The 24280-nt window shown below is 70.5% G+C and carries 23 protein-coding genes; 13 read left to right on the top strand and 10 right to left on the bottom strand.

Annotated features, from left to right (window positions below; genetic code table 11):
* Nucleotides 1–5: 5 nt before the first annotated feature.
* Together QQX10_RS06080 and QQX10_RS06075 are read right to left on the bottom strand one after the other, a co-directional pair.
* Nucleotides 6–908, bottom strand: coding sequence for an endonuclease domain-containing protein (locus QQX10_RS06080; protein ID WP_301119068.1), 903 nt, complete (start codon nucleotides 906–908; stop codon nucleotides 6–8).
* A gap of 321 nt (nucleotides 909–1229) precedes the next feature.
* Nucleotides 1230–2690, bottom strand: coding sequence for a CCA tRNA nucleotidyltransferase (locus QQX10_RS06075; RefSeq protein ID WP_301119067.1), 1461 nt, complete (start codon nucleotides 2688–2690; stop codon nucleotides 1230–1232).
* 77 nt (nucleotides 2691–2767) lie between these two features.
* On the opposite strand from QQX10_RS06075, the gene QQX10_RS06070 reads away from it, so the two are divergent.
* The 7 genes from QQX10_RS06070 (at nucleotide 2768) to QQX10_RS06035 (ending at nucleotide 12321) form a co-directional block, all read left to right on the top strand.
* A complete protein-coding gene (locus QQX10_RS06070) occupies nucleotides 2768–3313 on the top strand; it encodes an NUDIX hydrolase (RefSeq protein WP_301119066.1) in 546 nt (181 codons plus the stop codon).
* Nucleotides 3310–5346 (top strand): DUF6049 family protein, encoded by a 2037-nt coding sequence (locus QQX10_RS06065; RefSeq protein ID WP_301119065.1) that lies wholly within the window; start codon nucleotides 3310–3312, stop codon nucleotides 5344–5346. The genes QQX10_RS06070 and QQX10_RS06065 overlap by 4 nt, the downstream gene beginning before the upstream one ends.
* 1 nt (nucleotide 5347) lies before the next feature.
* Entirely contained in the window at nucleotides 5348–7054 is a 1707-nt protein-coding gene (gene murJ, locus QQX10_RS06060) for a murein biosynthesis integral membrane protein MurJ (protein ID WP_301119063.1), read from the top strand.
* A gap of 33 nt (nucleotides 7055–7087) precedes the next feature.
* Nucleotides 7088–8494 carry a protein kinase family protein gene (locus QQX10_RS06055; protein WP_301119062.1) on the top strand — a complete coding sequence of 469 codons (1407 nt, stop codon included), beginning with the start codon at nucleotides 7088–7090 and terminating at the stop codon, nucleotides 8492–8494.
* A gap of 130 nt (nucleotides 8495–8624) precedes the next feature.
* Nucleotides 8625–9944: a thioredoxin-disulfide reductase gene (trxB, locus tag QQX10_RS06050; protein WP_436968571.1), complete on the top strand. Its 1320-nt coding sequence runs from the start codon at nucleotides 8625–8627 to the stop codon at nucleotides 9942–9944.
* Between the two features lie 91 nt (nucleotides 9945–10035).
* Nucleotides 10036–11346, top strand: coding sequence for an aminotransferase-like domain-containing protein (locus QQX10_RS06040; protein WP_301119061.1), 1311 nt, complete (start codon nucleotides 10036–10038; stop codon nucleotides 11344–11346).
* Between the two features lie 24 nt (nucleotides 11347–11370).
* Nucleotides 11371–12321: a D-alanine--D-alanine ligase family protein gene (locus tag QQX10_RS06035; protein WP_301119060.1), complete on the top strand. Its 951-nt coding sequence runs from the start codon at nucleotides 11371–11373 to the stop codon at nucleotides 12319–12321.
* Nucleotides 12322–12360: 39 nt separating this feature from the next.
* On the opposite strand, the gene QQX10_RS06030 is transcribed toward QQX10_RS06035, so the two are convergent.
* The 8 genes from QQX10_RS06030 to rpmH all read right to left on the bottom strand — a co-directional run bounded on the left by QQX10_RS06030 (nucleotide 12361) and on the right by rpmH (nucleotide 17532).
* Nucleotides 12361–13347 carry a ParB/RepB/Spo0J family partition protein gene (locus tag QQX10_RS06030; protein ID WP_301119059.1) on the bottom strand — a complete coding sequence of 329 codons (987 nt, stop codon included), beginning with the start codon at nucleotides 13345–13347 and terminating at the stop codon, nucleotides 12361–12363.
* On the bottom strand, nucleotides 13344–14204 hold the full coding sequence (locus QQX10_RS06025; protein ID WP_301119058.1) for a ParA family protein: 861 nt from the start codon (nucleotides 14202–14204) through the stop codon (nucleotides 13344–13346). Before QQX10_RS06025 ends, QQX10_RS06030 begins: the two co-directional genes overlap by 4 nt.
* 348 nt (nucleotides 14205–14552) lie before the next feature.
* Nucleotides 14553–15200, bottom strand: coding sequence for a 16S rRNA (guanine(527)-N(7))-methyltransferase RsmG (gene rsmG / locus QQX10_RS06020; RefSeq protein ID WP_301119057.1), 648 nt, complete (start codon nucleotides 15198–15200; stop codon nucleotides 14553–14555).
* A gap of 19 nt (nucleotides 15201–15219) precedes the next feature.
* Nucleotides 15220–15699 (bottom strand): Jag family protein, encoded by a 480-nt coding sequence (locus QQX10_RS06015; protein ID WP_301119056.1) that lies wholly within the window; start codon nucleotides 15697–15699, stop codon nucleotides 15220–15222.
* Nucleotides 15696–16739 (bottom strand): membrane protein insertase YidC, encoded by a 1044-nt coding sequence (gene yidC / locus QQX10_RS06010; RefSeq protein ID WP_301119055.1) that lies wholly within the window; start codon nucleotides 16737–16739, stop codon nucleotides 15696–15698. Before yidC ends, QQX10_RS06015 begins: the two co-directional genes overlap by 4 nt.
* A gap of 14 nt (nucleotides 16740–16753) precedes the next feature.
* On the bottom strand, nucleotides 16754–17050 hold the full coding sequence (gene yidD, locus QQX10_RS06005) for a membrane protein insertion efficiency factor YidD (RefSeq protein WP_301119054.1): 297 nt from the start codon (nucleotides 17048–17050) through the stop codon (nucleotides 16754–16756).
* Nucleotides 17047–17391, bottom strand: a complete 345-nt coding sequence (gene rnpA, locus QQX10_RS06000; protein ID WP_301119053.1) for a ribonuclease P protein component — start codon at nucleotides 17389–17391, stop codon at nucleotides 17047–17049. The genes yidD and rnpA overlap by 4 nt, the downstream gene beginning before the upstream one ends.
* Nucleotides 17392–17394: 3 nt before the next feature.
* Nucleotides 17395–17532: a 50S ribosomal protein L34 gene (gene rpmH, locus QQX10_RS05995; RefSeq protein WP_301119052.1), complete on the bottom strand. Its 138-nt coding sequence runs from the start codon at nucleotides 17530–17532 to the stop codon at nucleotides 17395–17397.
* 243 nt (nucleotides 17533–17775) lie between these two features.
* On the opposite strand from rpmH, the gene dnaA reads away from it, so the two are divergent.
* From dnaA to QQX10_RS05965, 6 genes are all read left to right on the top strand, one after another.
* A complete protein-coding gene (gene dnaA, locus QQX10_RS05990; RefSeq protein ID WP_436968572.1) occupies nucleotides 17776–19161 on the top strand; it encodes a chromosomal replication initiator protein DnaA in 1386 nt (461 codons plus the stop codon).
* A gap of 418 nt (nucleotides 19162–19579) precedes the next feature.
* Entirely contained in the window at nucleotides 19580–20707 is a 1128-nt protein-coding gene (gene dnaN, locus QQX10_RS05985) for a DNA polymerase III subunit beta (protein WP_301119051.1), read from the top strand.
* Nucleotides 20707–21858 carry a DNA replication/repair protein RecF gene (gene recF / locus QQX10_RS05980; protein WP_301119050.1) on the top strand — a complete coding sequence of 384 codons (1152 nt, stop codon included), beginning with the start codon at nucleotides 20707–20709 and terminating at the stop codon, nucleotides 21856–21858. The genes dnaN and recF overlap by 1 nt, the downstream gene beginning before the upstream one ends.
* Nucleotides 21855–22403, top strand: a complete 549-nt coding sequence (locus tag QQX10_RS05975; protein WP_301119049.1) for a DciA family protein — start codon at nucleotides 21855–21857, stop codon at nucleotides 22401–22403. The genes recF and QQX10_RS05975 overlap by 4 nt, the downstream gene beginning before the upstream one ends.
* 244 nt (nucleotides 22404–22647) lie before the next feature.
* Complete coding sequence (locus tag QQX10_RS05970; RefSeq protein ID WP_301119048.1) at nucleotides 22648–23517, top strand: DUF4190 domain-containing protein; 870 nt, start codon at nucleotides 22648–22650, stop codon at nucleotides 23515–23517.
* A 183-nt stretch (nucleotides 23518–23700) separates the two neighbouring features.
* The gene (locus QQX10_RS05965) at nucleotides 23701–24216 is read left to right on the top strand and encodes a DUF4352 domain-containing protein (protein ID WP_301119047.1); all 516 of its coding nucleotides are present in this window, start codon (nucleotides 23701–23703) and stop codon (nucleotides 24214–24216) included.
* Nucleotides 24217–24280: the final 64 nt, after the last annotated feature.

Genomic DNA, 24280 nt, shown 5'->3' with positions numbered 1-24280 from the left:
GACACTCAGTACTGGTTCTCAGCCAGGCGTGCTCGCTCCGGGACCGCCAGTACTGACGCAGGGGTGGCGCTCCGTGCCCGCAGGGTCCGCAGCGCCACCTCCCTGCACCACGCCGGCCGCCCCATCACATCCGGATAGGTGAAGCGCAGGGTCAGGACGCCCACGGACGCGAGCAGGGCATCTCGTATCGCATCCTTGCGCCTCTCCGCCGGGCTCGAATGGCCGCGTTCACCGTCGAACTCGATCGCGGTCAACGTCGTCGCGTCGAAGGAGTCGATCCGAAAACGTTGGCCGTCGACCTCGATCCGGTGCTGCCGCTCCAGGCCCGCGAAATCCGGTCCCCTGAGCACCGATCGGCCGCCGCGTTCCTCCAGATAGCTCTCCGCTCCGCTCTCGGCGTCGGCAAGCCGTGCCACCAGCTCACGTCGAGCCGTCAGGCGCGGCGTGCGCGCCAGGGCGTCCCAGATGTCCTGGGGCGAGACGAGGCCCAGGCGCATCGGCGCGTACAGCGCTTCAGCCCGCGACCCCGCTGGCAGCTCTGCGTGCGCCTGAAGCACGGCTGTCGCAGGATCGACCACGCGAAGTCCCGCCACGTCGAGGAGGCCGGGCATCGATACCTTGCGCCGCACGCGAAGCCACGCGGGCCCGCGAGGCCTGCTGTCCCACGGCGCGACCAGGCTCACCGTCCCCGGCGAATCGACCGCTCCCCACGCAGACAAGGCCGACACGCCGGCAAGGCCGCTGCTCGAACCGGCCCACCGAAGCGCCGCGAGCGACCTGGGCCGCCATCCGGCCGCGTGCAGCGGGGACGTGTACTGGTCAGGCAGGAGGCGCACGATTCGGCGGTCGGCGATCGCTCTCGCCAATCCGTCACGGCTGGCGAACGCCGTGAGGTCCGCGAAGGACATGGGCGTAAGACTCCGGGCGAGCGTGGATTCGAGCTCTCTGATCCCCATGGCGCGAGCATCGTGGCCATCCACGCCCGCGGGGCGGTCGCGCGCGAGCCGGTGGAGCTCCCCGGTCCACGCGCGGGCCTGGGGGCATCGGGCGTGATCGGTACCGCGGATCCCGCTGCCCTTAGGCCCAGACGCTGATCAGTACTCAGCGTCCCGTGGCGGGCTCGGATGCATGAGAACCAGTACTCCATGTCCCGGCAAATGGGGGCGGAGTGGGGCGGGGGCGGGCGGAGGGGCGGGGCGAGTGGGACGGTGATGGCGGGCGGGCGCCGGTCAGGCGCCTCGCGACTCCCACCATGCCCGCAGCTCGGCCTCCGCGCGCTCCTCGCCCAGCGGCCCGTGCTCCATCCGCAGCTCCAGCAGATGCTTGTACGCGGCACCCACCTCGCGCCCCGGGGCGATGCCCAGCAGCGCCATGATCTGCGTGCCGTCGAGGTCGGGGCGGATCGCGTCGATCTCCTCCTGCTCGCGCAGCTCGGCGATGCGCGCCTCCAGGTCGTCGTACGCGAAGGACAGCCGGTCGGCCTTGCGACGGTTGCGCGTGGTGACGTCCGCCCGGGTCAGACGATGCAGGCGCTCCAGCTCCGCTCCCGCGTCCGCCACGTACCGGCGCACGGCCGAGTCGGACCAGCGGGCGTCCGCGTAGCCGTGGAACCGCAGATGGAGGAAGACCAGGTGCTGGACCGCCTTGATGGTGTCCTTGTCGAAGCGCAGCTCCTTGAGCCGCTTGGCGGTCATCTTCGCGCCGACCACCTCGTGGTGATGGAACGAGACCCCGCCGCCGGGCTCGAGGCGGCGCGTCGGCGGCTTGCCGATGTCATGCAGCAGCGCCGCGAGCCGCAGCACCAGGTCGGGACCGGGCACCGGACCCGACGCGTCGGTCTCCAGGTCGATGGCCTGCTCGACCACGGTCAGCGTGTGCTCGTACACATCCTTGTGGTGATGGTGCTCGTCCACCTCGAGCTTCAGCGCGGGAAGCTCGGGCAGGACATGCGCGGCGAGACCGGCGTCCACCAGCGCCCCGAGCCCGGCGCGGACGTCGGCGCCGAGCATGAGCTTGACCAGCTCGTCCCGCACCCGCTCCGCGGACACGATCGCGAGGCGGTCCGCCATCGCCGCCATCGCCGCGAACGTGCCGGGCTCGATCTCGAACCCCAGCTGGGACGCGAACCGCGCCGCCCGCATCATGCGCAGCGGGTCGTCCCCGAACGACACCTCGGGGTCGATCGGGGTGCGCAGCAGGCCCCCGGCGAGGTCCTCCAGGCCGCCGAACGGGTCGACGAACTCGAGCGACGGCAGCCGCACGGCCATGGCGTTCACCGTGAAGTCCCGCCGGGCGAGGTCGCCAGACAGCGAGGAACCGAACGCCACCACGGGCTTGCGCGTCGCTCCGTCGTACTCGTCGGCGCGGTAGGTGGTGACCTCCACCACGACCGACCCGCGACGGCCGCCGATCGTCCCGAACTCGCGTCCCATGTCCCAGGTGGCGCGCGTCCATCGCTTCAGCAGCCGTTCCGTCTGGTCCGGGAGCGCGGAGGTCGCGAAGTCCAGATCGGCGGAGGAACGGCCCAGGAACGCGTCGCGCACCGGACCCCCGACCAGAGCGAGCTCATGGCCGGCGCCGGCGAACAGGTCGGCCAGCTCGGCCACGTCCGCGGGAAGGGCCCCCCACAGTCCGGCCGCGCGCTGGCGGAGGACGTCGAGCGAGGGCACAGAGGGGGCGCGGGAGGTCACGCGCACCAGTGTCCCAGATGGTCACAGCGGCGGTCCCGCCTCCACTCGCCCTCACCGAGCGTCGTTAGAGTGGGGCCATGCCAGTCCCGTCCGCGCCGCGCCCCGGCTCCGTGCCGTTGCCGCCGGCGGGGGCGTCGCTCCGGCAGCGCCGCGACTCGGTCGCGCATCGCGCCCCTCACCTCCCGGTGAGCAACGAGACCTCCGCGGGCGGGATCGCCGTCCGCGTCGAGGACGGCGTCGCCTACGCGGCGTGCATCGGACGCCGCAACCGTGCCGGGCGACTCGAGTGGTGCCTGCCGAAGGGCCACATCGAGGAGGGCGAGACGCCCGAGATCGCCGCGGTGCGCGAGGTGGCCGAGGAGACGGGCATCGACGCTGAGATCATCCAGCCGCTCGGCATCATCGACTACTGGTTCACGGGCGACGACCGCCGCGTGCACAAGGTGGTGCACCACTACCTGCTCGAGGCCAAGGGCGGGATCATCACCACGGAGAACGACCCGGACCACGAGGCGGAGGTCGCCCGGTGGATCCCCGTCTCCACGCTCGCCCAGGAGCTGGCGTATCCGAACGAGCGCAAGATGGCGACCGCCGCGGCCCGGCTGCTCGCCATCACGCCGTGACCGGAACCGGCGCCATGACCGTGCCGCGCCCGTTCGCGCGCCTGCTCGCCCTCGCGTCCGCGCTCGCGCTGGGCGCGGGCGTCGCCCTCGGCGCCGCCGCTCCCGCGACCGCGACGCCCACCCCGGACGCGTCGGACACGCCCGCGCCGAGCGCGTCGAGCGCCCCGACCGCGGAACCGGCGGTCCCCGTCGGCACGCTGACGGCCGAGCTCGTGATGTACCCGGCGAGCGTCGCGGAGCCCGGCGGGTCGATCCGCGCCCTCGCGCGCATCACCAACGGCACGTCGGAGGCGCTGGACGATGCGGTGCTCGAGCTCGCGCTGACCACCGCACCGCTGACCTCGACCACCGCGGTCGACCGCTTCCTGTCGGCCCCGTCGGGCCTCGCCACGGTCGGCACGACGCCCGTCGGCGCCGCCGTGCCCACGGCCCCGGACCCGGACGCCGACCCCGACGCGGAGCCCGCCACCGTGCATCGTCTCGCCGCGGGCGGCAGCACCCTCGCCGCCGTCGCCGCGGCGGGCGAGGATCTGGGCCTGCCGGACGATGCGTGGGGGGTCTACGGCCTCTCCGTCACCCTCGTGGCGGGCGGCGTGCGCACCACGATCTCCACCGGCGTCATCACGTGGGCCGGCGACGGGATCCCCGAGCTGGAGGCGGCGATGCTCGTCACCGCCGCAGGCCCCGGTGCGGCGATGTCGACGGTGACGGACGCGCCCGGGCTGCAGGACGTCGCGATCGCCACGGACGGGACCCAGCTGATCGGGCTCGATGCGGGTGGCGTCGCCCTGTCGGGCCGCACGGTGCTGCGGATGCCCGCGTACGTCCCCGACGTCCTCTCCCTCGCGCACGCGGGCGACGACTCGCTCCTCGCGTTCGCGGTCGAGCGTGCGCGCGGGACCTCGACCTCCGCCACCCACGACTCCGCCTGGATCTCGCCGGTGGTCGGACTCGATGCGGCGACGGTCGCGCTGCTCTCCTCCGGGGGCGCGAGCGCAGCGCTGCTGATGGATGGGTCGGCGACGGCGGGTGAGGCAGCGATCGAGCGCGAGGCGGAGACGGGGCTCGCCGTCCTGTCGCCCGAGCCGACGCTGTCGGCCGTGGTCGCCGCCGAGGCCGCGCTCGAGACCCCCGCGACCGCGGTCGCCACGGCCGCGCTGATCGCCGCCGACGCGAGCGGGCCCGTGCTGATCGCGCCGGATCCCGGCTGGCTCGCCCTGGGCGCGGACCCCGCGGCCCTGACGGCGATCGCGGAGGCGCCGTTCGTGACCACCGTGGACGTCACCTCGCTGCTCGCCGACGCCGCGGCCCCCGCGCTGACCGTGCCTGCGGACGACCAGCTCACCGACGCGGACGTGTCCACGTCCGCCGTGGTCGGACAGGTCCATCGGCTCGAGCGCGGCAACGCCCTCGCGGTCACCGTGGAGGACCCCGAGAGCGTGCTGGGCCCGCTCGGCACCACGCTGCTCGAGCCGCTGGCGACGTCGCTGCGCGACGAGCCGGAGCGGCGGGAGGCCGCCCTCGCCGGCGCGACGGCCCGCGCGGAGGACCTGCTCGACTCGCTCTCGGTTCCCGCCGGCTCCGACATCAACCTGATCGCGGCCAAGGGCTCCGTGCCGGTGAACGTGCGCAACGAGCTGACGGTGCCCGCGGAGGTGACCGTCGACGTCACGTCCTTCTCTCCCAACCTGCAGGTCCGCGACGCGCCGACCGTGACCGTGCCCGCCTCGTCCTCGATGACCGTCCTGGTCGAGGTGGAGGCCGTGTCGACGGCCGACGTGAACGCCGCGATCGTGCTGCGCAACGCGGACGGGACCGCGCTGGGCCCCAGCACCGCGCTGAGCGTGAGGGTGCGCGCGGACTGGGGCAACGCCGTCACGGCGGTGTTCACCGCGGGCCTGGTGCTGCTGCTCATCATGGGCGTGATCCGCACCATCCGCCGCGGGCGCAAGGACACCCGGACCGGCCCGCAGCCCGAGGCCGGCGACGCGTCCGCGCCTGCCGGGACCTCGACCTCGGGGGACGATGCGTGACATGAGCGAGAACGAGCCCGTCCCCCCGGGCGACGAGGAGCCGCCGCAGCCGCGGCGACGGTCGCTCGGGAGGAACACGGCGATCATGGCGTCGGGGACCATGGTGTCCCGGGTCCTCGGGTTCGTCCGCAACGCGATGCTCGCCGCCGCGATCGGCGTCACCGGGATGGCGGCCGACGCGTACGACGTCGCGAACAAGATCCCCAACGCGCTGTACGCGGTGGTCGCGGCGGGCGTGCTCAACGCGGTGCTCGTGCCGCAGATCGTGCGCGCGTTCCGCCGCCCGGACGGCAAGCGCACCGTCGACCGGATCGTCACGCTCGGCGTGTTCGGCTCGCTCGGGCTGACGGTGCTGCTGACGCTGGCCGCGCCCGTGCTCGTGCTGATGTACACCCATGGGTGGGGAGCCGAGCAGCGCGAGCTCGCCGTCGCCTTCGCCTTCTGGTGCATCCCGCAGCTGTTCTTCTACAGCCTCTACACGATCCTCGGCCAGGTCCTGAACGCCCGCGAGCAGTTCGGCCCCTACATGTGGGCTCCCGTCCTCAACAACGTCGTCTCGATCGCGGGCCTGGTGGCGTATCTCGCCTGGTACGGCCGGCTCGCGGTGGACCCTGACCTGTCGATCGGCGAGCTCCCCGACACCGGCTGGGATCCGGCGCGCATCGCGCTGCTCGCCGGCACGGCGACCCTCGGCATCGCCGCGCAGGCGCTGATCCTGATCTGGCCCCTCAGGCGCGGCGGCTACCGCTGGACGCCCGTCTGGGGCGGGCCCAAGGGAGAGCTCCGCGGGGTCACCTCGGTCGCCGGTTGGGCGCTTGGCGCCGTGCTCCTCGACCAGGTCGGCGTGCTCTACGCGACGCGCGTCGCCGGCGCCGCGCCTCTCGAGGACCCGGGATCCTCGATCGCGGGCAACGCCGCCTACTTCAACGCGATGATGCTCTACCTCCTGCCGCACTCCCTGGTAGTGGTCTCGCTGGTCACCGCGCTCGCGACGCCCATGGCCAGGCACGCGGCCGCCGGCGACACCGTCGCGCTGCGCCAGACCACGGTGCGCGGCATGCGCATCGTCACGGTCTTCTCGCTGTGGTCGACGGCCGTGCTGATCGGGCTCGCCCCCGCGATCGTGAGGATCGCGTTGCCGGTGCAGAGCGCGGACGAGGTCTGGGCCGTCGCCCAGGTCCTCATGGGCCTCGCCCTCGGGGCGGTCCCCCTCGGGCTCCTGCTCGTCTTCAAGCGGGTGTTCTTCGCGCTCGAGGACGGGCGGGCGGTGTTCCTGATCCAGATCCCGGTGACCATCGCGTGGCTCGGCGGCATCTTCCTGGTCCACAACACGCTCCCGAACCGCTGGTGGACCGCGGGCGTCGCGGTCGCGCTGAGCCTGTCGAACGTCATCGGGGTGGCGCTGCGGGCCAACGGCGTGCGGGTCAGGCTCGGCGGCCTGGACATGCCGACCTACCTGTGGATGGCGGCGCGCTCGCTGGTGGCGGCGGGCCTGACGGGCTGGCTGGGCTGGTCCCTGCTCCGGTTCATCCCCGCCCCCGACCCCCTGGACATCGGCCGGAGCCTGCTGATCGCGTTCGGCGCGCTCGTGGTGATCGTGCCGATCATGGGGCTCGTCTACCTGGCGCTGCTGCGGCTGCTGCGCGTGCCGGACGCCGCGCAGTTGGTCGCCCCGCTCACCCGACGTCTGAGGCGCCGGATACGATAGGCGCAGTCGTCAGGATCCGGGGGTGCAGGTCAGGTGCTGGTAGGGAAGGTCCTCGGGGCACGCTTCGTGCTCCGGGAGGAGCTCGATCACGACATTCCTGGTATCCAGAGGTTCCTGGCGCATGACGAGCGGCTCGACCGCGCGACGGTCGTCGACCTGATCGACTCCCCCGAGGCGGCGGCGGTCCGCAACGTCGCGACCCGCGCGTCGCGCCTGCGGGACCCGCGCCTGGCCCGCGTGGTCGCGACCGGCGCGGAGGAGCTCGACGGTGCCTCGGTGACGTACATCGCCTCGGAGCACGTGCCGGGCTCGCGGCTCGACACCGTGCTCGCGGAGCGGGTGCTGGATCCCCGCCGCGCCGTCGCCGTCGTCGGCGGCGCCGCCCGCGCCCTCGCCGCCGCCCGCGCGGAGGATCTGCACCACGGGATCCTGAGGCCGCGCTGCATCACGGTCACCGAGCGCGGCCGCGTCGTCGTCGCCGGCGTGGGCATCGAGGCCGCCGCAGCGGCCCGCGCGGGCCTGCCCACCGACCCGAGCGAGCATGGCGACGCGCGCGTCCTCGGCGAGATCCTCATCCGCGCGCTCACCGGGGTCGACGTCGCCACCGCGACGGAGGCGGACCTGCCCGACGCGCTCGCCGCGCGGCCGCGTCGGCTCGCGGCGCAGATCCTCGCGGGCGACGGACCGCGGTCGCTGGACCAGGTGATCGTCTCGCTGTCGCCCTTCGACTCGCGTGCCCTGGTCGGCTTCAGCTCCGTGTGGCCCGTGCTCGACCTGACGCCCGAGAAGGAGCGCGAGCGGCTCGAGTCCGAGGAGCGTGCGGCCACGGCCGCCGAGGCGGCACGGCAGGAGCGGCTCGCCGCCACCCGCGAGATGCTCGACGAGGACACCCTGCCGGCCGCCGAGGCCGCCGCCGTCGCCGCCGTCGCGGTCGAGCACGCCTCCCCCGAGCTTCAGGAGACGGTGCGCCAGATCGAGGAGCACCGCGTCGAGACCGGCGAGCAGCCGGAGGTCGCGCCCGAGCCTCCGGTGGAGGACGCTCTGCCGCCCGGCGCCCACGTCCAACCGGACGGGGCGGCGGACAAGTACGAGGCCGGCTTCGACACCCTCGAGATCATGGTCGCGGCGCAGAACGTCACGCGCGACCAGTCGACGTGGGAGCTCGTGCTCGAGCGCCTCTCCACGCGCTGGCCCCAGTCCCGGTCGCTCGCGCGGAGCCTCGAGCGTGCCCAGGAGCGGGCGAACTCAGGTGGCCCCCTGGACGGCTCCAAGATCGTGATGCTGCTCGCCGTGATCGGAGTCGTCGCAGCCGTGATGGTGGCCTGGTCGCTGCTCGACTCCCCGCTCGACCCGAGCATCCGCATCGAGATCGACCCGACGTTCACCCCCGCCGGGGATGTCGGCACCGCATCCCCGAGCCCCAGCCCATCCGCCGGGTGACCGAGCACGAATCCCCACCTGACAGGGCCGGTTCTCCCGCGGGAACACACGCCCCGTACCATCTGTTCATACGTCAGCCCGTCCGCGCTCGAGCGGACAGGTGCGCACAAGCCAATCGCAAGGAACGAACGTGAGCGACACCCGCAACCTCATCATCGTCGGATCCGGTCCTGCCGGGTACACGGCTGCCATCTATGCCGCGCGTGCGGGGTTCGCCCCGCTCGTGGTGGCGGGCTCGATCACCGCCGGTGGTGCGCTGATGAACACCACCGAGGTGGAGAACTTCCCCGGATTCGTGGAGGGCATCCAGGGTCCGGAGCTGATGGAGACCCTGCAGGCCCAGGCCGAGCGCTTCGGCGCCGAGGTGCTGTTCGACGACGTGACGGCGCTGGACCTGACGGGGCCCGTGAAGAAGGTCACCACGGGGATGGGCAAGGAGTTCACCGCGAAGGCGGTCATCCTCGCCACCGGGTCGGCGTACCGGGAGCTGGGCCTGGAGGACGAGAAGCGCCTGTCGGGCAAGGGCGTGTCCTGGTGCGCCACCTGCGACGGGTTCTTCTTCCGTGACCAGACGGTCGTGGTGGTCGGCGGCGGGGACTCCGCCGTGGAGGAGGCCACGTTCCTGACGCGGTTCGCGTCCAAGGTGTACCTGGTGCACCGTCGTGACGAGCTGCGGGCGTCGAAGATCATGGCCGACCGTGCCAAGGCCGACCCGAAGATCGAGTTCGTGTGGAACTCCGAGGTCATCGGCCTGGACGGCGACGTCAAGCTGTCCGGCGTCCAGGTCCGCAACCGCGTCACGGGCGAGGAGTCGGTGCTGGCCGCGACGGGTCTGTTCGTCGCGATCGGTCACGAGCCCCGCTCGGAGCTGGTCAAGGGCGTCATCGACACCGACGACGCGAACTACGTCCAGGTCATCGGTCGGACCACCGCGACCAACGTCGACGGCGTGTTCGCGTGCGGCGACCTGGTCGACTCCCGCTACCGCCAGGCCATCACCGCCGCGGGCTCGGGCTGCGCCGCCGCCCTCGACGCCCAGCACTACCTGGACGGTCTCGCGGACGCGGCCCCGGCCGAGGTCGTCGAGGAGTCCGCCCCCGCCCCGGCTGCCGCCGCGGAGCTGCCCTCGACCCCCGTCGCCGCCACCGTCGACACCTTCCAGAACGAGGTGCTCGGCTCCGACGTGCCCGTCGTCGTGGACTTCTGGGCCACCTGGTGCGGCCCGTGCCGTGCGGTCGCGCCGATCCTCGACGAGCTGGCCGAGGAGTACCAGGGCCGCCTCAAGGTCGTGAAGGTCGACACCGACGAGAACCCGCAGCTCGCGATGGCCTACGGCGTCACCTCGATCCCGACCATGAACTTCTTCAAGGGCGGCGAGGTGGTGAAGTCCGTCGTGGGCGCGCGTCCGAAGCCGGCCCTCACCCAGCTCTTCGACGAGGTCCTGTCCTAGCCGACGCATCGTCCCGCCGCGGACCGCGCGGCCACGGAAGGGGTCCGGTCGCCTTGCGACCGGACCCCTTCCGTCATGCGAGACTTGCGCCATGACGGAACCGACGCCGACTCCCCGCGAGGGCACGCGCCTGGACCCCTGGTACGGGTCCTACGCCCAGCGCGCGCACCAGATGCGCGCCTCGGAGATCCGTGCGCTGTTCGCCGTCGCCAGCCGGCCCGAGGTGGTGTCGCTGGCAGGCGGCATGCCGTTCATCGGGGGGCTCCCGCTCGAGGAGCTCGGCGAGATGACCCGCAGGATCATCGTCGAGCAGGGCGAGGTGGCCCTCCAGTACGGCTCCGGTCAGGGCGACGAGTCGTTGCGGGAGAAGATCCTCGACGTCATGGCGCTCGAGGGCATCCAGGCGCACCCGGACGATGTGGTGGTCACCACGGGCTCGCAGCAGGCGCTCGACCTGGTGACGACCGTCTTCATCGACCCCGGTGACGTCATCGTCGCCGAGGCTCCCTCGTACGTGGGCGCGCTCGGGGTGTTCCGCGCTCACGAGGCCGACGTGGTCCACGTCCCCATGGACGCGGAGGGGCTCATCCCCGAGGCGCTCGAGCAGACGCTCGCGCGCTTGAAGGCCGCGGGCAAGCGGGTGAAGTTCCTGTACACGGTGCCGAACTTCCACAATCCCGGCGGCGTGACCCTGACGCTCGAGCGTCGCCCGCGGATCCTCGAGATCTGCGCCTCCTACGGGGTGCTCGTGCTCGAGGACAACCCCTACGGACTGCTCGGCTTCGACCGGGATCCCCTTCCCGCGATGCGGTCGATGAGCCCCGAAGGCGTCATCTACCTGGGGTCATTCTCCAAGACCTTCGCTCCGGGCTATCGGGTGGGCTGGGCGGTCGCGCCGCACGCGGTGCGCGAGAAGCTGGTGCTCGCGTCCGAGGCCGCGATCCTGTCGCCGTCGAACGCCTCGCAGATGGCGATCGCGACCTACCTGGAGCATTTCGACTGGCAGGGCCAGATCAAGAAGTTCCAGGTGCAGTACCGCGAGCGCCGGGACGCCATGATCTCCTCGCTCGGTGAGCACATCCCCGAGGCGTCCTGGAACGTTCCCGACGGCGGGTTCTACGTGTGGGTGAAGCTGCCCGAGGGCCTGGACGCGAAGTCGATGCTGCCGCGCGCCGTGACCGCGCGGGTCGCCTACGTCGCCGGCAGCGCGTTCTACATCGACGGCTCCGGCACGGATCACATGCGCCTGTCCTACTGCTTCCCCACCCCCGACAGGATCCGCGAAGGGGTACGCCGGCTCGCGACCGTGGTCGACTCCGAGCTCGAGACGGTCCGCATCTTCGGCAACCCCGGAGGCGCCCGTGAGGGCACCGTCGACTTCCCCGCACCCGACATCTTCTGACCCGCTCCCACGGAAGGGGAACCCATGCACGCGATGATCCTGGCCGGCGGTCTCTCCCATGAGCGCGATGTCTCCATCCGCTCGGGGCGCCGGGTGCACGATGCCCTGCGAGGCTCCCTCGACCGGGTCTCGCTCCAGGACGTCGACACCGAGCTCATCCCCTCGCTTCGGTTCGGCGGCGTCGACGTGGTGTGGCCCCTGCTCCACGGCGCATCCGGCGAGGACGGGTCGTTGCAGGCGCTGCTCGAGCTCGTGGGCGTCCCCTACGTGGGGACCACCTCGAAGTCCGCACGTGTCGCCTGGAACAAGGCTGTGGCGAAGGCGGTGCTGGGGCGCTCCGGCATCTCCACCCCCGACTACGTCACGCTTCCGCAGTCCCTGTTCCGTGAGGTGGGGGCCGAGCACGTGCTCGACCTGATCGTCGCCCGCTTCGAGCTCCCCGTGGTGGTCAAGCCGGCGCGCGGCGGCTCGGCGCTGGGCATCTCCGTCGTGCACAAGCGCGAGGACCTGGCGCGCGCGATGGTGCACTGCTTCGCCTATGGCGACACGGCGCTGGTCGAGCGGGCCGTCGAGGGCATCGAGGTCGCGATGAGCGTGCTGGGGACGGGGGACGATGCGCGGGCGCTCCCCGGCGTCGAGGTGGTGGTCGACGGCGAGTACGACTACGACGCCCGCTACAACCCCGGTCGCTGCGAGTACTTCGCGCCGGCCCGCCTCACCGACGAGCAGTCCAGGATCGCCTCCGAGACCGCCCTGCTGGTGCATCGGACCATGGACCTGCGGGACGTGTCGCGGGTCGACATGATCCTCGACTCCGAGGGCCGCGCTCAGGTCATCGACATCAACGTCGCGCCGGGGATGACCGAGACGTCGCTGCTGCCCCAGGCGGCCGAGGCGGCGGGCCTGGATCTGCCCACCGTCTACCGGGAGCTGGTGGAGACCGCCGCCGCGAGGGGTCCCGTCACTGCAACCTGACTATCACCCCTGGTAGATGATGGTTAAGGTCGCTGCCCGCTAGCCCTTGAGGACGCCCGGGTCGGCGGGATCGATCATCGACACGATGCGGTTGAGGTCCTCGACCGAGCCGAACTCGATGGTCAGCGATCCCTTCGAGCGCCCGAGCCGCACCTTGACCCGTGTGTCGAAGCGGTCGCCCAGGCGGGTCCCGAGCTGGTCGAGCGCCTCCGTCCTGCCCCCCTGGCGGACCGCCGCCCGACGCTGCTTCGGGGCGTCCACGCCGAGCGCGACCGCCTCCTCCGTCGCGCGCACCGACAGGCCCTCGGCGACGATCCTGGTGGCGAGATGCTCCATGGCCTCCGGCGAATCCAGACCGAGCAGCGCACGCGCGTGGCCGGCGCTGAGGACCCCCGCCGCGACGCGACGCTGGACGGGTGCCGGAAGGCGGAGAAGACGGAGCGTGTTCGAGATCTGGGGGCGCGAGCGGGAGATCCGGGTCGCCAGCTCCTCGTGGGTGATCCCGAAGTCGTCGAGCAGCTGCTGGTAGGCGGCGGCCTCCTCGAGCGGGTTGAGCTGGCTGCGGTGGAGATTCTCGACCAGCGCGTCGCGCAGCAGGTCCGTGTCTTCCGTGTCGCGCACGATCGCGGGGATCTCGGCGAGGCCGGCCTCCTTGGACGCGCGCAGGCGACGCTCGCCCATGATGAGCTCGTAGCCCTCCCCCGCGGGGTTCGGTCGGACCACGATCGGCTGGAGGACGCCGATCTCCTTGATCGATCCGACCAGCTCGGCCAGGGCGTCCTCGTCGAACACCGTGCGCGGCTGGCGGGGGTTCGGCACCACCGCGTGCGGATCGATGTGCGCGAAGCGGGCGCCAGGAACGGGGACCAGCTCGCCGTCCTCGCTGATCTCCGTGATGGTGGGCAGCGCCTGCGTGGTGGTGTCGGAGAAGAACATGTCGTGAGGACGCTCGGCGGCACCCTCGCTCGGCTCTGTGGGGATCAGGGCACCGAGGCCACGTCCGAGGCCGCGCTTGGGCTTGCTCACTGGGTGCTCTCCGCTCCCGCGGCGCCGCGCACCGCGATGTCTCGTGCGATCGCCATGTAGGCGACGGCGCCTGACGAGTGGGGATCGTGGGTGATGACGGTCTGACCGAACCCGGGTGCCTCCGAGACCCTCACGGATCGGGGCACGGTCTGCTCCAGGGTCTGCGTCGGGAAGTGGCTCCGGACCTCGTCGGCGACCTCGCGAGCCAGGTTCGTGCGGCCGTCGTACATGGTCAGCACGATCGTCGACACGTCCAGAACCGGATTGAGGTGCTTCTTGACCATCTCGACGGTCTTCATGAGCTGCGTCAGCCCCTCCAGCGCGTAGTACTCGCACTGGATCGGGATGAGCACCTCGGTGGCGACCACCATGGCGTTCAGCGTCAGGAGACCGAGGCTGGGCGGGCAGTCGATGAAGATGTAGTCGAGGCCCTTGCCGGGGCCATCGAGCAGCTCCCTGAGGGCGTCATGGAGACGGAACTCACGTCGGACCACCGAGACGAGCTCGATGTCCGCGCCGGCCAGGTCGATGGTGGCGGGGACGCACCACAGTGAGTCGAGGTCAGGACACTTCTGCGCGACGGAGTGCAGCGGCACCTCGTCGAGCAGCACGTCATAGATCGACGGCGTGCCCGAACGGTGCTCGACCCCGAGCGCGGTCGACGCATTGCCCTGGGGGTCGGTGTCGATGACGAGCACGTTCGCGCCGCGCTTCGCCAGGGCGGCGGCGACGTTGACGGACGTGGTGGTCTTGCCCACGCCGCCCTTCTGGTTGGACACGGCGAAGACCCGGGTCTGACGGGGACGGGGGAAGGGGCTCGCCTCCAGCTCCTGGCGCTGGCGCTCCGTCGCGATCATCTGCGCGGCCAGCGGGCTGCCCTCGAGCTCGAGGTTGGCGAAAGCGTCTCCTGTTTCACGTGAAACACCGTATCCGGGTGCATCGAGCGGTGTCTGCCCCTGACTCGAATCTTGTTCGTGGAGTTCCACTCACGTCCCTTCCCAGTCGAACGCGCGCCCTCGGGGGCATCGCGTTGTTTCACGTGAAACGGCCCGCGCGCCACCGCGTCCGGAGGCGCCCACGCAGGTCCACGACTCTACCTCAGCCCGCATCGGCGTGGGCCATCCGGACACCGCGCTCCTGTGGACAACGTCGACCTCCGGCGCGATTTCACGCACGGAGCGCTGTGGAGAGCGTTGGGGAGAAGCTCAGACGCGTGTGAGGGTCACGACGGTGGTCGGCTCCACGCCCTCGATGGTTCCCGCCTCGTGGACCTCCCCCACGAGCCGATGCTTGCGCAGCGTGTACTTCGCACGGTCGATCTCGTCCTGGGCGCTGCGACCCTTGAGGAGCACCATCGAACCCGTGGGCGACAGCAGCGGGCTGCACCACTTCACCAGCTTGTCGACGGCCGCCACCGCACGCGCGGTGATGGCGTCGGCCTCGACCGACTCCGCGACCTCCTCCGCCCTGCCCCGCAGGATGCGCACGTTGTCGATCCCGCAGTGCCGCGAGGACTCGAACAACCACTGCACCCGACGTTCCATGGGTTCGATGAGGACGTAGTCCCGCGAGGGGTCCATCGCAGCCAGGACCATGCCCGGCAAGCCCGCACCGGAACCCACGTCGGCGACCACCCCATCGGGCAGGAAGGGCATCACCGCGGCGGAGTTGAGGATGTGCCGTTCCCAGAGCCGCGCCGGCTCCCGGGGTCCGATGAGCCCCTTCTCCGGACCCTGCTCCGCGAGCAGCTCGGCGAAGGCGAGCACCCGGGGATAGGTGTCACCGAGGAACTCGCGCACCGCCGATGACCCGTGGAGCGGGTCATCGGCGAGGGTCGCCTGCTGCTCGGTCATCGCTGTTTCACGTGAAACGTCAGGCGGGGAGCACGACGACGTGACGCTGCGGGTCCTCACCCTCCGACTCCGACTGGAGCCCGGCCTCGAGGACCACGTCGTGCACGACCTTGCGCTCGAAGGCGTTCATCGGCGACAGGGCCACGCGGTCGCCGCTCTCGCGCACCTGAGCGATCGCCTCGCGAGCGAGCTCTGCGAGACGCTCACGGCGACCCGCGCGGAAGTCCGCGATGTCGAGCATGAGACGGCTGACCTCGCCGGTGTCGGCCTGCACCGCCAGACGCGTGAGGTCCTGGAGCGCCTCGAGCACCTCGCCCTCGGGACCCACGAGCCTCTTCAGGTCCTGGCTCGGCCCTTCCGACACGACCGCGACCTTCGCGCGACCCGCCTCGACCGAGATGTCGATGTCGCCGTCCATGTCCAGGATATCCAGCAGCTCCTCGAGGAAGTCCGCGGCGACGTCGCCCTCGGCCTCGAGCTTCTTGATGTTGTCGCTCATGACTTGTCCTTGTCCTCAGAGTCGTCGGGATCGTCCGCGGGGGTGGCGCCGTGCTCCACCACGGTGGGCTTGCTGCCACCCCGATTCTTGCGCTTGGGCTGCTGACGCTGCCCCGACTTCTTCTCCTCGATCTCCGGCAGGGCGTCCTGGTCGATGACCACGACATCCGGGTCCTCGCCGCGTCCGATCGCCTTCTTCCGGCGCTTCGCCTCCTTGCGGGCCTCGAGCTGCTTGGCGGCCTCGGAGCCCGGCGTCGGGTTGTTCCGGATGACGTAGAACTGCTGGCCCATGGTCCAGAGGTTCGTGGTGGTCCAGTAGATGAGGACACCGATCGGGAAGTTGGGTCCGGTGATGACGAAGATGAACGGCAGCGCGTACATGAGGATCTTCTGCTGCTGGGCCATCGGGCCCTCGAGCGCGCTCGCCGGCATGTTCTTCATCGTCAGCTGACGCTGCGTGGTGAAGGTGGTCGCCACCATGGCGACGATCAGCACCACGGAGAGGATCTTCGCCGAGGCGCCCTCGGAGCGGAAGAACGTGTCGGACAGCGACGCACCGAACAGCGTCGCCTGCTGAGCCGACTCCCGGAGCGCATCGTCCAGCAGGCCGATCTCACCCGACGCCGCGCTGATGCTGCCGGACCCCTCGAGCCCGTTGAGCACGCGGAAGAGGGCGAAGAAGATCGGCGCCTGGACCAGCATCGGGAGGCACGACGAGAAGGGGTTCGTCTTGTGCTTGGAGTAGAGCTCCATGGTCTCGCGGCTCATGGCCTCGCGAGACGCCTGATCCTTCTTGCCCTTGTACTTGTCCTGGATCTTGCGCAGGTCGGGCGCGATCATCTGCATCGCGCGGGACGCCTTGATCTGCTTGACGAACAGCGGGATCAGAGCCGCGCGGATGGTGACCACGAGGCCGACGATGGCGAGGGCCCAGGTGATGCCCGCATCCGGGTCGAGACCCACCAGCGAGAAGAACTTGTGCCAGATCACCATGACGTTGGCGACGACCCACTCGAGCGGGTACAGGATGGTGTCGATCATGAAGACGCGGATCCTTAAATCGGGTGAGCGGAGGTCTGGTCGGCCGCCATCGCGGCATTATTCCTCGTGAGGCGAAATAGGCGCTCGCCGCGAGCCGGGACATCGTCGACGCCACCGTGGCTCCAGGGGTTGCAGCGCAGCACACGCCAGCCCGCCATCAGCGAGCCGAGGACGGCACCGTGCACGCGTACGGCCTCCATGCCGTAGTGCGAGCAGGTGGGGTGGAACTTGCACGTCGGGCCCGTGAGCGGCGAGACGGTCAGCTGGTAGACGCGGATGAGGCCGCTGATCGCACGCTGCGCCACGTTCATCGCGACGCCTTGCGCACCGCGGAGCCCAGCGCATCGTCGAGCTCGCGCGCCAGCGTCGAGAACTCGGCGTCCGCGGCGTCCGGCAGGGCCCGCACCACGACGCGGGAGCCCGCAGGCAGGTGGTCGATGCGGTCCGCCATGAGCGCGCGAAGGCGCCGCTTCACACGGTTGCGAACCACGGCACCTCCTACGGCCTTAGATACAGCGAAACCGGCCATGCGTTCCGCATCGCCGGTCAGCGCGATGTGCACCACGAGGGTGCGGCGGCCTGCCCGCGTCCCGCGGCGCATGGCGGACTGGAAGTCCGCGGATGCGCGCAACCGGGATCGGGCGGGCAGCAAGCCTTAGGCCGACAGGGCGCCGCGGCCCTTGCGGCGGCGGGCAGCCAGGATCGAGCGGCCGGCACGGGTCCGCATACGCAGACGGAAGCCGTGCGTCTTGGCACGCTTGCGGTTGTTCGGCTGGAAAGTCCGCTTGCTCACGGGTAACTCCACGACGTTTCAGGGGATGGTCAAATCAGCGCACTAACGTTACGCGCTGGAACCCAGGTGGTCAAATCACAGGTCTGACCTTGGGCGTCCTACCCGAACAGGATAGGCTCCACCATCACGGGTCGGCATCATGTGAACGACACGCCCATAGTCGGGTAACGAGCACATGACGAGCCATGCACCGGTTGTGAAGAAGTCTGTGGAGAGTCTGCCTGGGGGTGAAGGCGAGTGGCGGTGGAGCCTGCGTCGGAGTCGATCGACGGGATCTGGAGGCGCGCGGTCGACGCCGTCGCCGAGGACCGTACGGTCGGCCAGCAGGGGATGAGCTTCCTGCGCCTGGTCAAGCCCCTCGCGGTGGTGGAGGACAACGTCTTCCTGGCCGTCGCGGAGGACTACACCAAGAACTACGTCGAGACCACGCTCCGCGGACCCGTGACGGAGGCGCTGAGCGAGGTCATCGGCCGGGACATCCGGATCGCGGTCACCGTCGACGCCTCCGTGCGTCCATCCGCATCGTCCTCTCCCGAGACGGACGATGCGCCGCCGCCCCAGATGCGACGGCCGGAGCCCGTGCCCTCGACCGTCATCGAGGACCCGCACCTCAACCCGCGCTACACGTTCGACACCTTCGTCATCGGCTCGTCCAACCGCTTCGCCCACGCGGCCGCGCTCGCCGTGGCCGAGTCGCCGGGCAAGACCTACAACCCGCTGTTCATCTACGGCGGCTCGGGCCTGGGCAAGACCCATCTGCTCCACGCGATCGGCCACTACACGAGGCACCTCAAGCCCCAGACCCGAGTGAGGTACGTGAACTCGGAGGAGTTCACCAACGACTTCATCAACTCGATCCGTGACGACCGCTCGCTCAGCTTCAAGCGCCAGTACCGCGAGGTCGACGTGCTGCTGATCGACGACATCCAGTTCCTGCAGGGCAAGGAGCAGACGCTCGAGGAGTTCTTCCACACGTTCAACGCGCTGCACAACGCCGGCAAGCACGTCGTCATCACGTCCGACGTCAGCCCCCGCAACCTGGACGGCATCGAGGAGCGCATGCGCACCCGGTTCGAGTGGGGCCTCATGACGGACGTCCAGCCGCCCGACCTCGAGACCCGCATCGCGATCCTGAGGAAGAAGGCGGCCGCGGACGCGGTGCAGGCGCCGTCGGACGTCCTGGAGTACATCGCGTCCAACATCACCAGCAACATCCGCGAGCTCGAGGGCGCGCTCATCCGGGTCACGGCGTTCGCCGCGCTGAACCGGCAGCCGGTCGACCTCAGCCTGGCCCAGGTGGTCCTCAAGGACCTCATCTCCGACGACGACTCGGAGATCACCGCGTCGATGATCATCGGCAAGACCGCCGAGTACTTCGGGATCACGCTGGAGGAGCTGACGGGGACGTCGCGCTCGCGCGTCTACGTCACGGCGCGACAGATCGCCATGTACCTGTGCCGGCAGCTGACCGACCTGTCGCTGCCCAAGATCGGCGAGCACTTCGGCGGCAAGGACCACACCACCGTCATGTATGCGGTCAAGAAGGTCGAGGACCAGATCGCGCAGCGGCGCCAGATGTACAACCAGGTCAACGAGATCCACGCGCGCATCAAGCAGTCGCGGGCCTGACAGCCCCCTCGAGCGCCCGGAACGGGTGCTCCCCCGGCGTCCCGGTGTCGGATTCCGACTGAGTCGTGCTTCTCACAATTGTGGATAAGTCTGTGGACGCCCGTGGATGACGTGCTGAGCGCCCTTGGGAGGCGTTGTGAAGAATGACAGGAATCCTGTGGTCGTGATCCGCGCCTCCACCGGCCACCCGGGTCCATCCACCGGTCTCATCCGCAGGTCGCGCACATCCCGATTCTTGTCATTTCCAGCGCAGACGATGGAATTCCACAGATTCCACGATGCCTACAACGACTACTCATCTTCTCTCTACCTGTTTTCCCCATGGACCTTCATCTGCGCCGCTCCCGGCCGGCCCGGCCCGCCTCCACTCAGCGTCGGAGGCGTGGCATAGTCTGTGCTCAGACCCGAGGAGAGACCCATGAAGTTTTCCGTCGAGCGCGACGTCCTGGCTGACGCCGTCGCGTGGATCTCGCGCGCCGTTCCGGCGCGCCCGCCCGTCCCCGTGCTGGCCGGCGTGCACATCACCGCGACGGAGGACGGGCTGGTGCGGCTTGCGAGCTTCGACTACGAGGTCTCCGCCCGCGGAGAGTTCCCCGCGTCCGTCGAGACGGCCGGCGAGGTGCTCGTCTCGGGGCGCCTCCTGCGCGAGATCTCCAACGCGCTTCCGCACAAGCCGGTCGAGCTGTCGCTCGAGGGCACCAAGGTGTCCGTGACCTGCGGCGCCTCGCGCTTCACGCTCGCGACCATGCCGGTGGACCAGTACCCCACGCTCCCCGAGCTCCCCGAGCACTCCGGCACCATCGACGGCACCGCGCTCCAGCAGGCCGTCGCCCAGGTGACCGCGGCGGCGTCGCGCGATGAGACGCTGCCGATCCTCACGGGCGTCCGCGTCGAGATCGAGGGCTCGCACATCTCGCTGCTCGCGACCGACCGCTACCGTCTCGCCCTCCGCGAGCTCGAGTGGAAGCCGTCGAAGTCCGACATCAGCACCGTCGCGCTCGTCCGTGCGAAGACCCTGGCCGACACCGCGAAGGCGCTCGGCGCCGGCGACGTGACCGTCGCGCTGAGCTCCGGCCAGGGCATGGACCTCATCGGGTTCGAGGCCGGCGGCCTGGTCACCACCTCCCTGCTGATGGACGGCGACTACCCCGCGGTGCGGCGCCTGTTCCCGGACTCGAGCCCCATCAAGGCCGTGGTCAAGACCTCCGAGCTCATCGAGGCGACGCGTCGCGTCGCCCTGGTGGCCGAGCGCAACTCGTCGGTCCGCCTCGCCTTCGCCGAGGGCGAGGTGACGCTGGACGCGGGTCAGAGCGACGACGCCCAGGCGTCGGAGGCGCTCACCGCCACCCTCGACGGCGACCCCATCACCGTCGCCTTCAACCCGCAGTACCTGCTCGACGGGCTGAGCGCTCTCGGCAGCGAGTACGTGCAGCTGGGCTTCACGCAGGAGACCAAGCCGGTCGAGTTCGTCGGGCTCTCGGAGCCGGGCGGCGACGTGGCGGCCGAGTTCCGCTACCTGCTGGTGCCCATCCGTATCGCCTCGTAGTGCGCGTCACCCACCTCCAGCTCGCCGACTTCCGCTCCTACGCCGAGGCCGAGGTCGAGCTGGGCGCGGGCGTCACCACGTTCGTCGGTCGCAACGGCCAGGGCAAGACCAACCTGGTGGAGGCGCTCCGGTACCTGTCGGTGCTCGGCTCGCACCGGGTCGCGTCGGACGCACCCCTGATCCGGTTCGGCGCCGAGCGCGCGGTGGTGCGCGCCAAGGTCGAGAAGTCGGGGCGCTCCCTCGCGCTCGAGGTCACGCTCGTGGGCGGCAGGGCGAACCAGGCCCGGCTGGGACGCGCGCAGGTCAGGCCACGCGAGCTCATCGGCATCCTGAGGACCGTGCTGTTCGCTCCCGAGGATCTCTCCCTGGTCAAGGGCGATCCCGGAGGCCGACGCCAGTTCATGGACGAGCTCTGCGTCGCAATGCAGCCCACGCTTGCGGGCGACCTCGCCGACTACGACCGGGTGCTGCGTCAGCGCGGGTCGATGCTGAAGACCTCGAGGAACGCGCGCGGCGATCTCACCATGCTCGACATCTGGGACGAGAAGCTCGCCGACCTCGGAGGTCGGATCGTCGCCGCGCGCCTCCGGGCGGTCGCCGCGCTCGCGCCGCACGTGTGGGCGGCTTACCTCGACGTGGCCCCTGACGGCGGTGACTGCCGCATCTCCTACGCGACGTCCCTGGGCACGGATCTCGAGCCCGACTCCGCGGCGCTCGCCGGCGCGCTGCTCGACCAGCTGAGAGAGCTGCGTCCCAAGGAGCTCGAGCGCGGCGTGAACCTGGCGGGTCCCCATCGCGACGACCTGGAGATCCGCCTGGGCGAGATGCCCGCGAAGGGCTATGCGAGCCACGGCGAGTCGTGGTCGTGCGCGCTCGCCCTGCGCATCGGCACGTACGACCTGCTCACGTCGGAGACGGGTCCCGACTCCGAGGACGACGGCGAGCCCGTGCTGATCCTCGACGACGTGTTCGCCGAGCTCGACTCGACGCGGCGCTCCGCGCTCGCGTCCCGTCTCGAGCGGGCGAGCCAGGTGCTCATCACGGCGGCCGTCGCCGACGACGTGCCGGCGGCGCTCGCCGGCGCGGTGATCCCGGTGACCAAGGGACACGTGGGCGAGGAGCCCGCTCACCTCGACGGGGCCGACGCATGACCGACGACCAGCCCGACGCCGATCCGCCCGAGGCACCCGACGCATCGTCCGACCCGTCCACGCTCGCGCGCGACGCCATGGAGCGGGCCCGAGCCTCCGCCCGGGCGCGCGGTGCGACCCGTCGGGGCGCGGGACGGGCCCGACGCGACAAGCACGCCAAGCGCGAGGCGACGGAGCCCTACGGCTCGGGCCGCGATCCCCAGCCGATGAGCGGCGCGGTCGAGTCCCTGCTGCGACGCATGGGCTGGACGGAGCAGATCGAGGTGACCTCCGTGACGGCCCGGTGGCGCGAGGTGATCGGCGACCGCATCGCCGATCACTGCGAGCCGCTCGGCTTCGACGACGGCGTGCTCACCGTGAAGGCGAGCTCCACGGCGTGGGCGACCCAGCTCCAGCTGATGAACGGGCAGATCCGCCACCGCATCAATGAGGAGTTCGGCCGCGAGATCGTGACGGAGCTGCGGGTGCTGGGTCCGACCGCGCGGTCGTGGACCAAGGGCCCGCGGTCGGTGAAGGGGCGCGGACCCCGCGACACCTACGGGTGACGATTCGCCAATAACGACCATATAACAGGGGTGATGTGACGAATCGCACGTTGGCGGAGGCGCCTCTATCCACCTGACGTCGATAGGCTCGAGAAGACTCCTGAGGCATCGCGACCAAGTGTCGGGGCCAACGGGGAATGCATGGGGGGCCTGCATCCGCGCCGTTCGTTGTCGCACGCCTACCTCCGTGCGCATCACACGAACAAACGTCGCTCCTGAGGGCGCGGCAGCTGAGGAGCAGACCATGTCAGAGCAGACACCCGTACCTACCGCGCCCGCGCCCGCCGCACCTGGAGCCACCTTGCCGCCCAAGAAGGGGCTGGCGGTTGCCGCGCTTGTGCTCGGCATCGTCGCCATCGTCGGCGCATGGATCCCGATCCTGAACATCGGCTCGATCGTCATCGCGCTCGTTGGCGTGGTCCTGGGCGTCATCGCGATAGTGCAGGCGGTGAAGGGAAAGGCTGCTGGCAAGGTCATGGCGATCGTTGGCACGAGCCTCTCGGCGCTTTCGATCGTGATCGCGATCGTCGTGAACGCTGCGACCGTCGCAGCCGTTGATGATGCTCTGGACGAGCTCGACGACCAGAGCACCATCGGGGTGGTCGACAGTGAGACGGACGACGCGTCTGGTGATGAGGCGACGTCGAACGTGGACGAGGAGCCCGCTGCAGACGCGGTGGGCACTTGGGACAACCCTGGCGTGCTCGGTGACGCGACCGTGTGGACTGTCGCGCAGGGTGAGGACTCCTGGGAGATCACGTTCGACAGCATCGACATCGTCGACGCGATCACCGGTGACGACGGCCAGAAGGTCGCCGTGATCAGCGGAACGGCCACCCCGACCGCGATCTCGGACGGCCCCACCTCGAACTGGGCGACGTTCCCCATGATCGGACTGATGGCTGATGGTGCAGCGGTGGACGACACCTACGATTTCGCCGACACGGACTTCCTCGGTGCGGACTTTCGCTCCACCGTGGACCTCGAGGCGACCGCCGGCACGACTATGAACTGGTACACCACAGTCGGGCTTCCCGCCGGCGTGGTGCCGGAGATTGTGACGGTCGAGACGTTCTTCGGTTCGGACGCCGTCTACCTGGTGACGGGGCTCTAGTCGAGCCGACCGCGCGCGAGTCCACTCAACGGAGCCGTGACATCCCTCAGGGTGTCACGGCTCCGTCGCGTTGCGACAGCTCGTCAGCTCAGATCGACAGATCGTGCACGATCGCCGTCGGGAACGCTCCCAGTGCCCGATCGTTGTCTCACCAGCGCACCGACGCGTCGAGAGGAGAGCGCCATGAGCGAGCTGCACACCCTTGTCGCCGGACTCTCGTGGAACGAGCCGGCCACCGCATCGTCCCCCGACGGCGGACGCCGACGCCGGCAGATCGCGACCGGGATCGGCGCCGCGATGCTGAGCCTCGCCGGCGGTGCGCCGGGCGTCGCCGTGGAGGTGGGGCAGGCCGACTGGGCGGCGGACGACGCGGTCGCGCAGGAGAACATGTTCAACTCGGCCGCGCCGGCCGGCACGAGCTACGTGATGGTGCCCGTGACCGTGAGCAACGGGGACGGGGACGCGGTGGTGCCGCGGGCGGTCGTGTCCGTGACCTACCGCGCCGAGGACGGCCGCACGTTCAGCCCGGAGCGGCAGGTGGTCCCGGCCGACCTCGACGAGATCGCGGAGCTGGCGCCGGGCGAGACCGCGACAGGCAACGTGCTGTTCGCCATCCCCGACGACGCACGCGGGGCCGGCGCCTGGGTGGTCGAGCTGTCGACCGGCGACGGCGCCGAGCTCGCCTTCACCGCGCTCTGAGAGCGTCGCGGGAGCCCGCTCCTCGGCGCCTTCGCTGAGAGCGTTTGCGCCTGGGTGGTCCCCT

Source organism: Demequina lignilytica, from assembly GCF_030418305.1.
GTDB lineage: Bacteria > Actinomycetota > Actinomycetes > Actinomycetales > Demequinaceae > Demequina > Demequina lignilytica.
The sequence above is the reverse complement of the archived record's forward strand: the minus strand, read 5'-3'. Positions and strand labels throughout refer to the sequence as shown.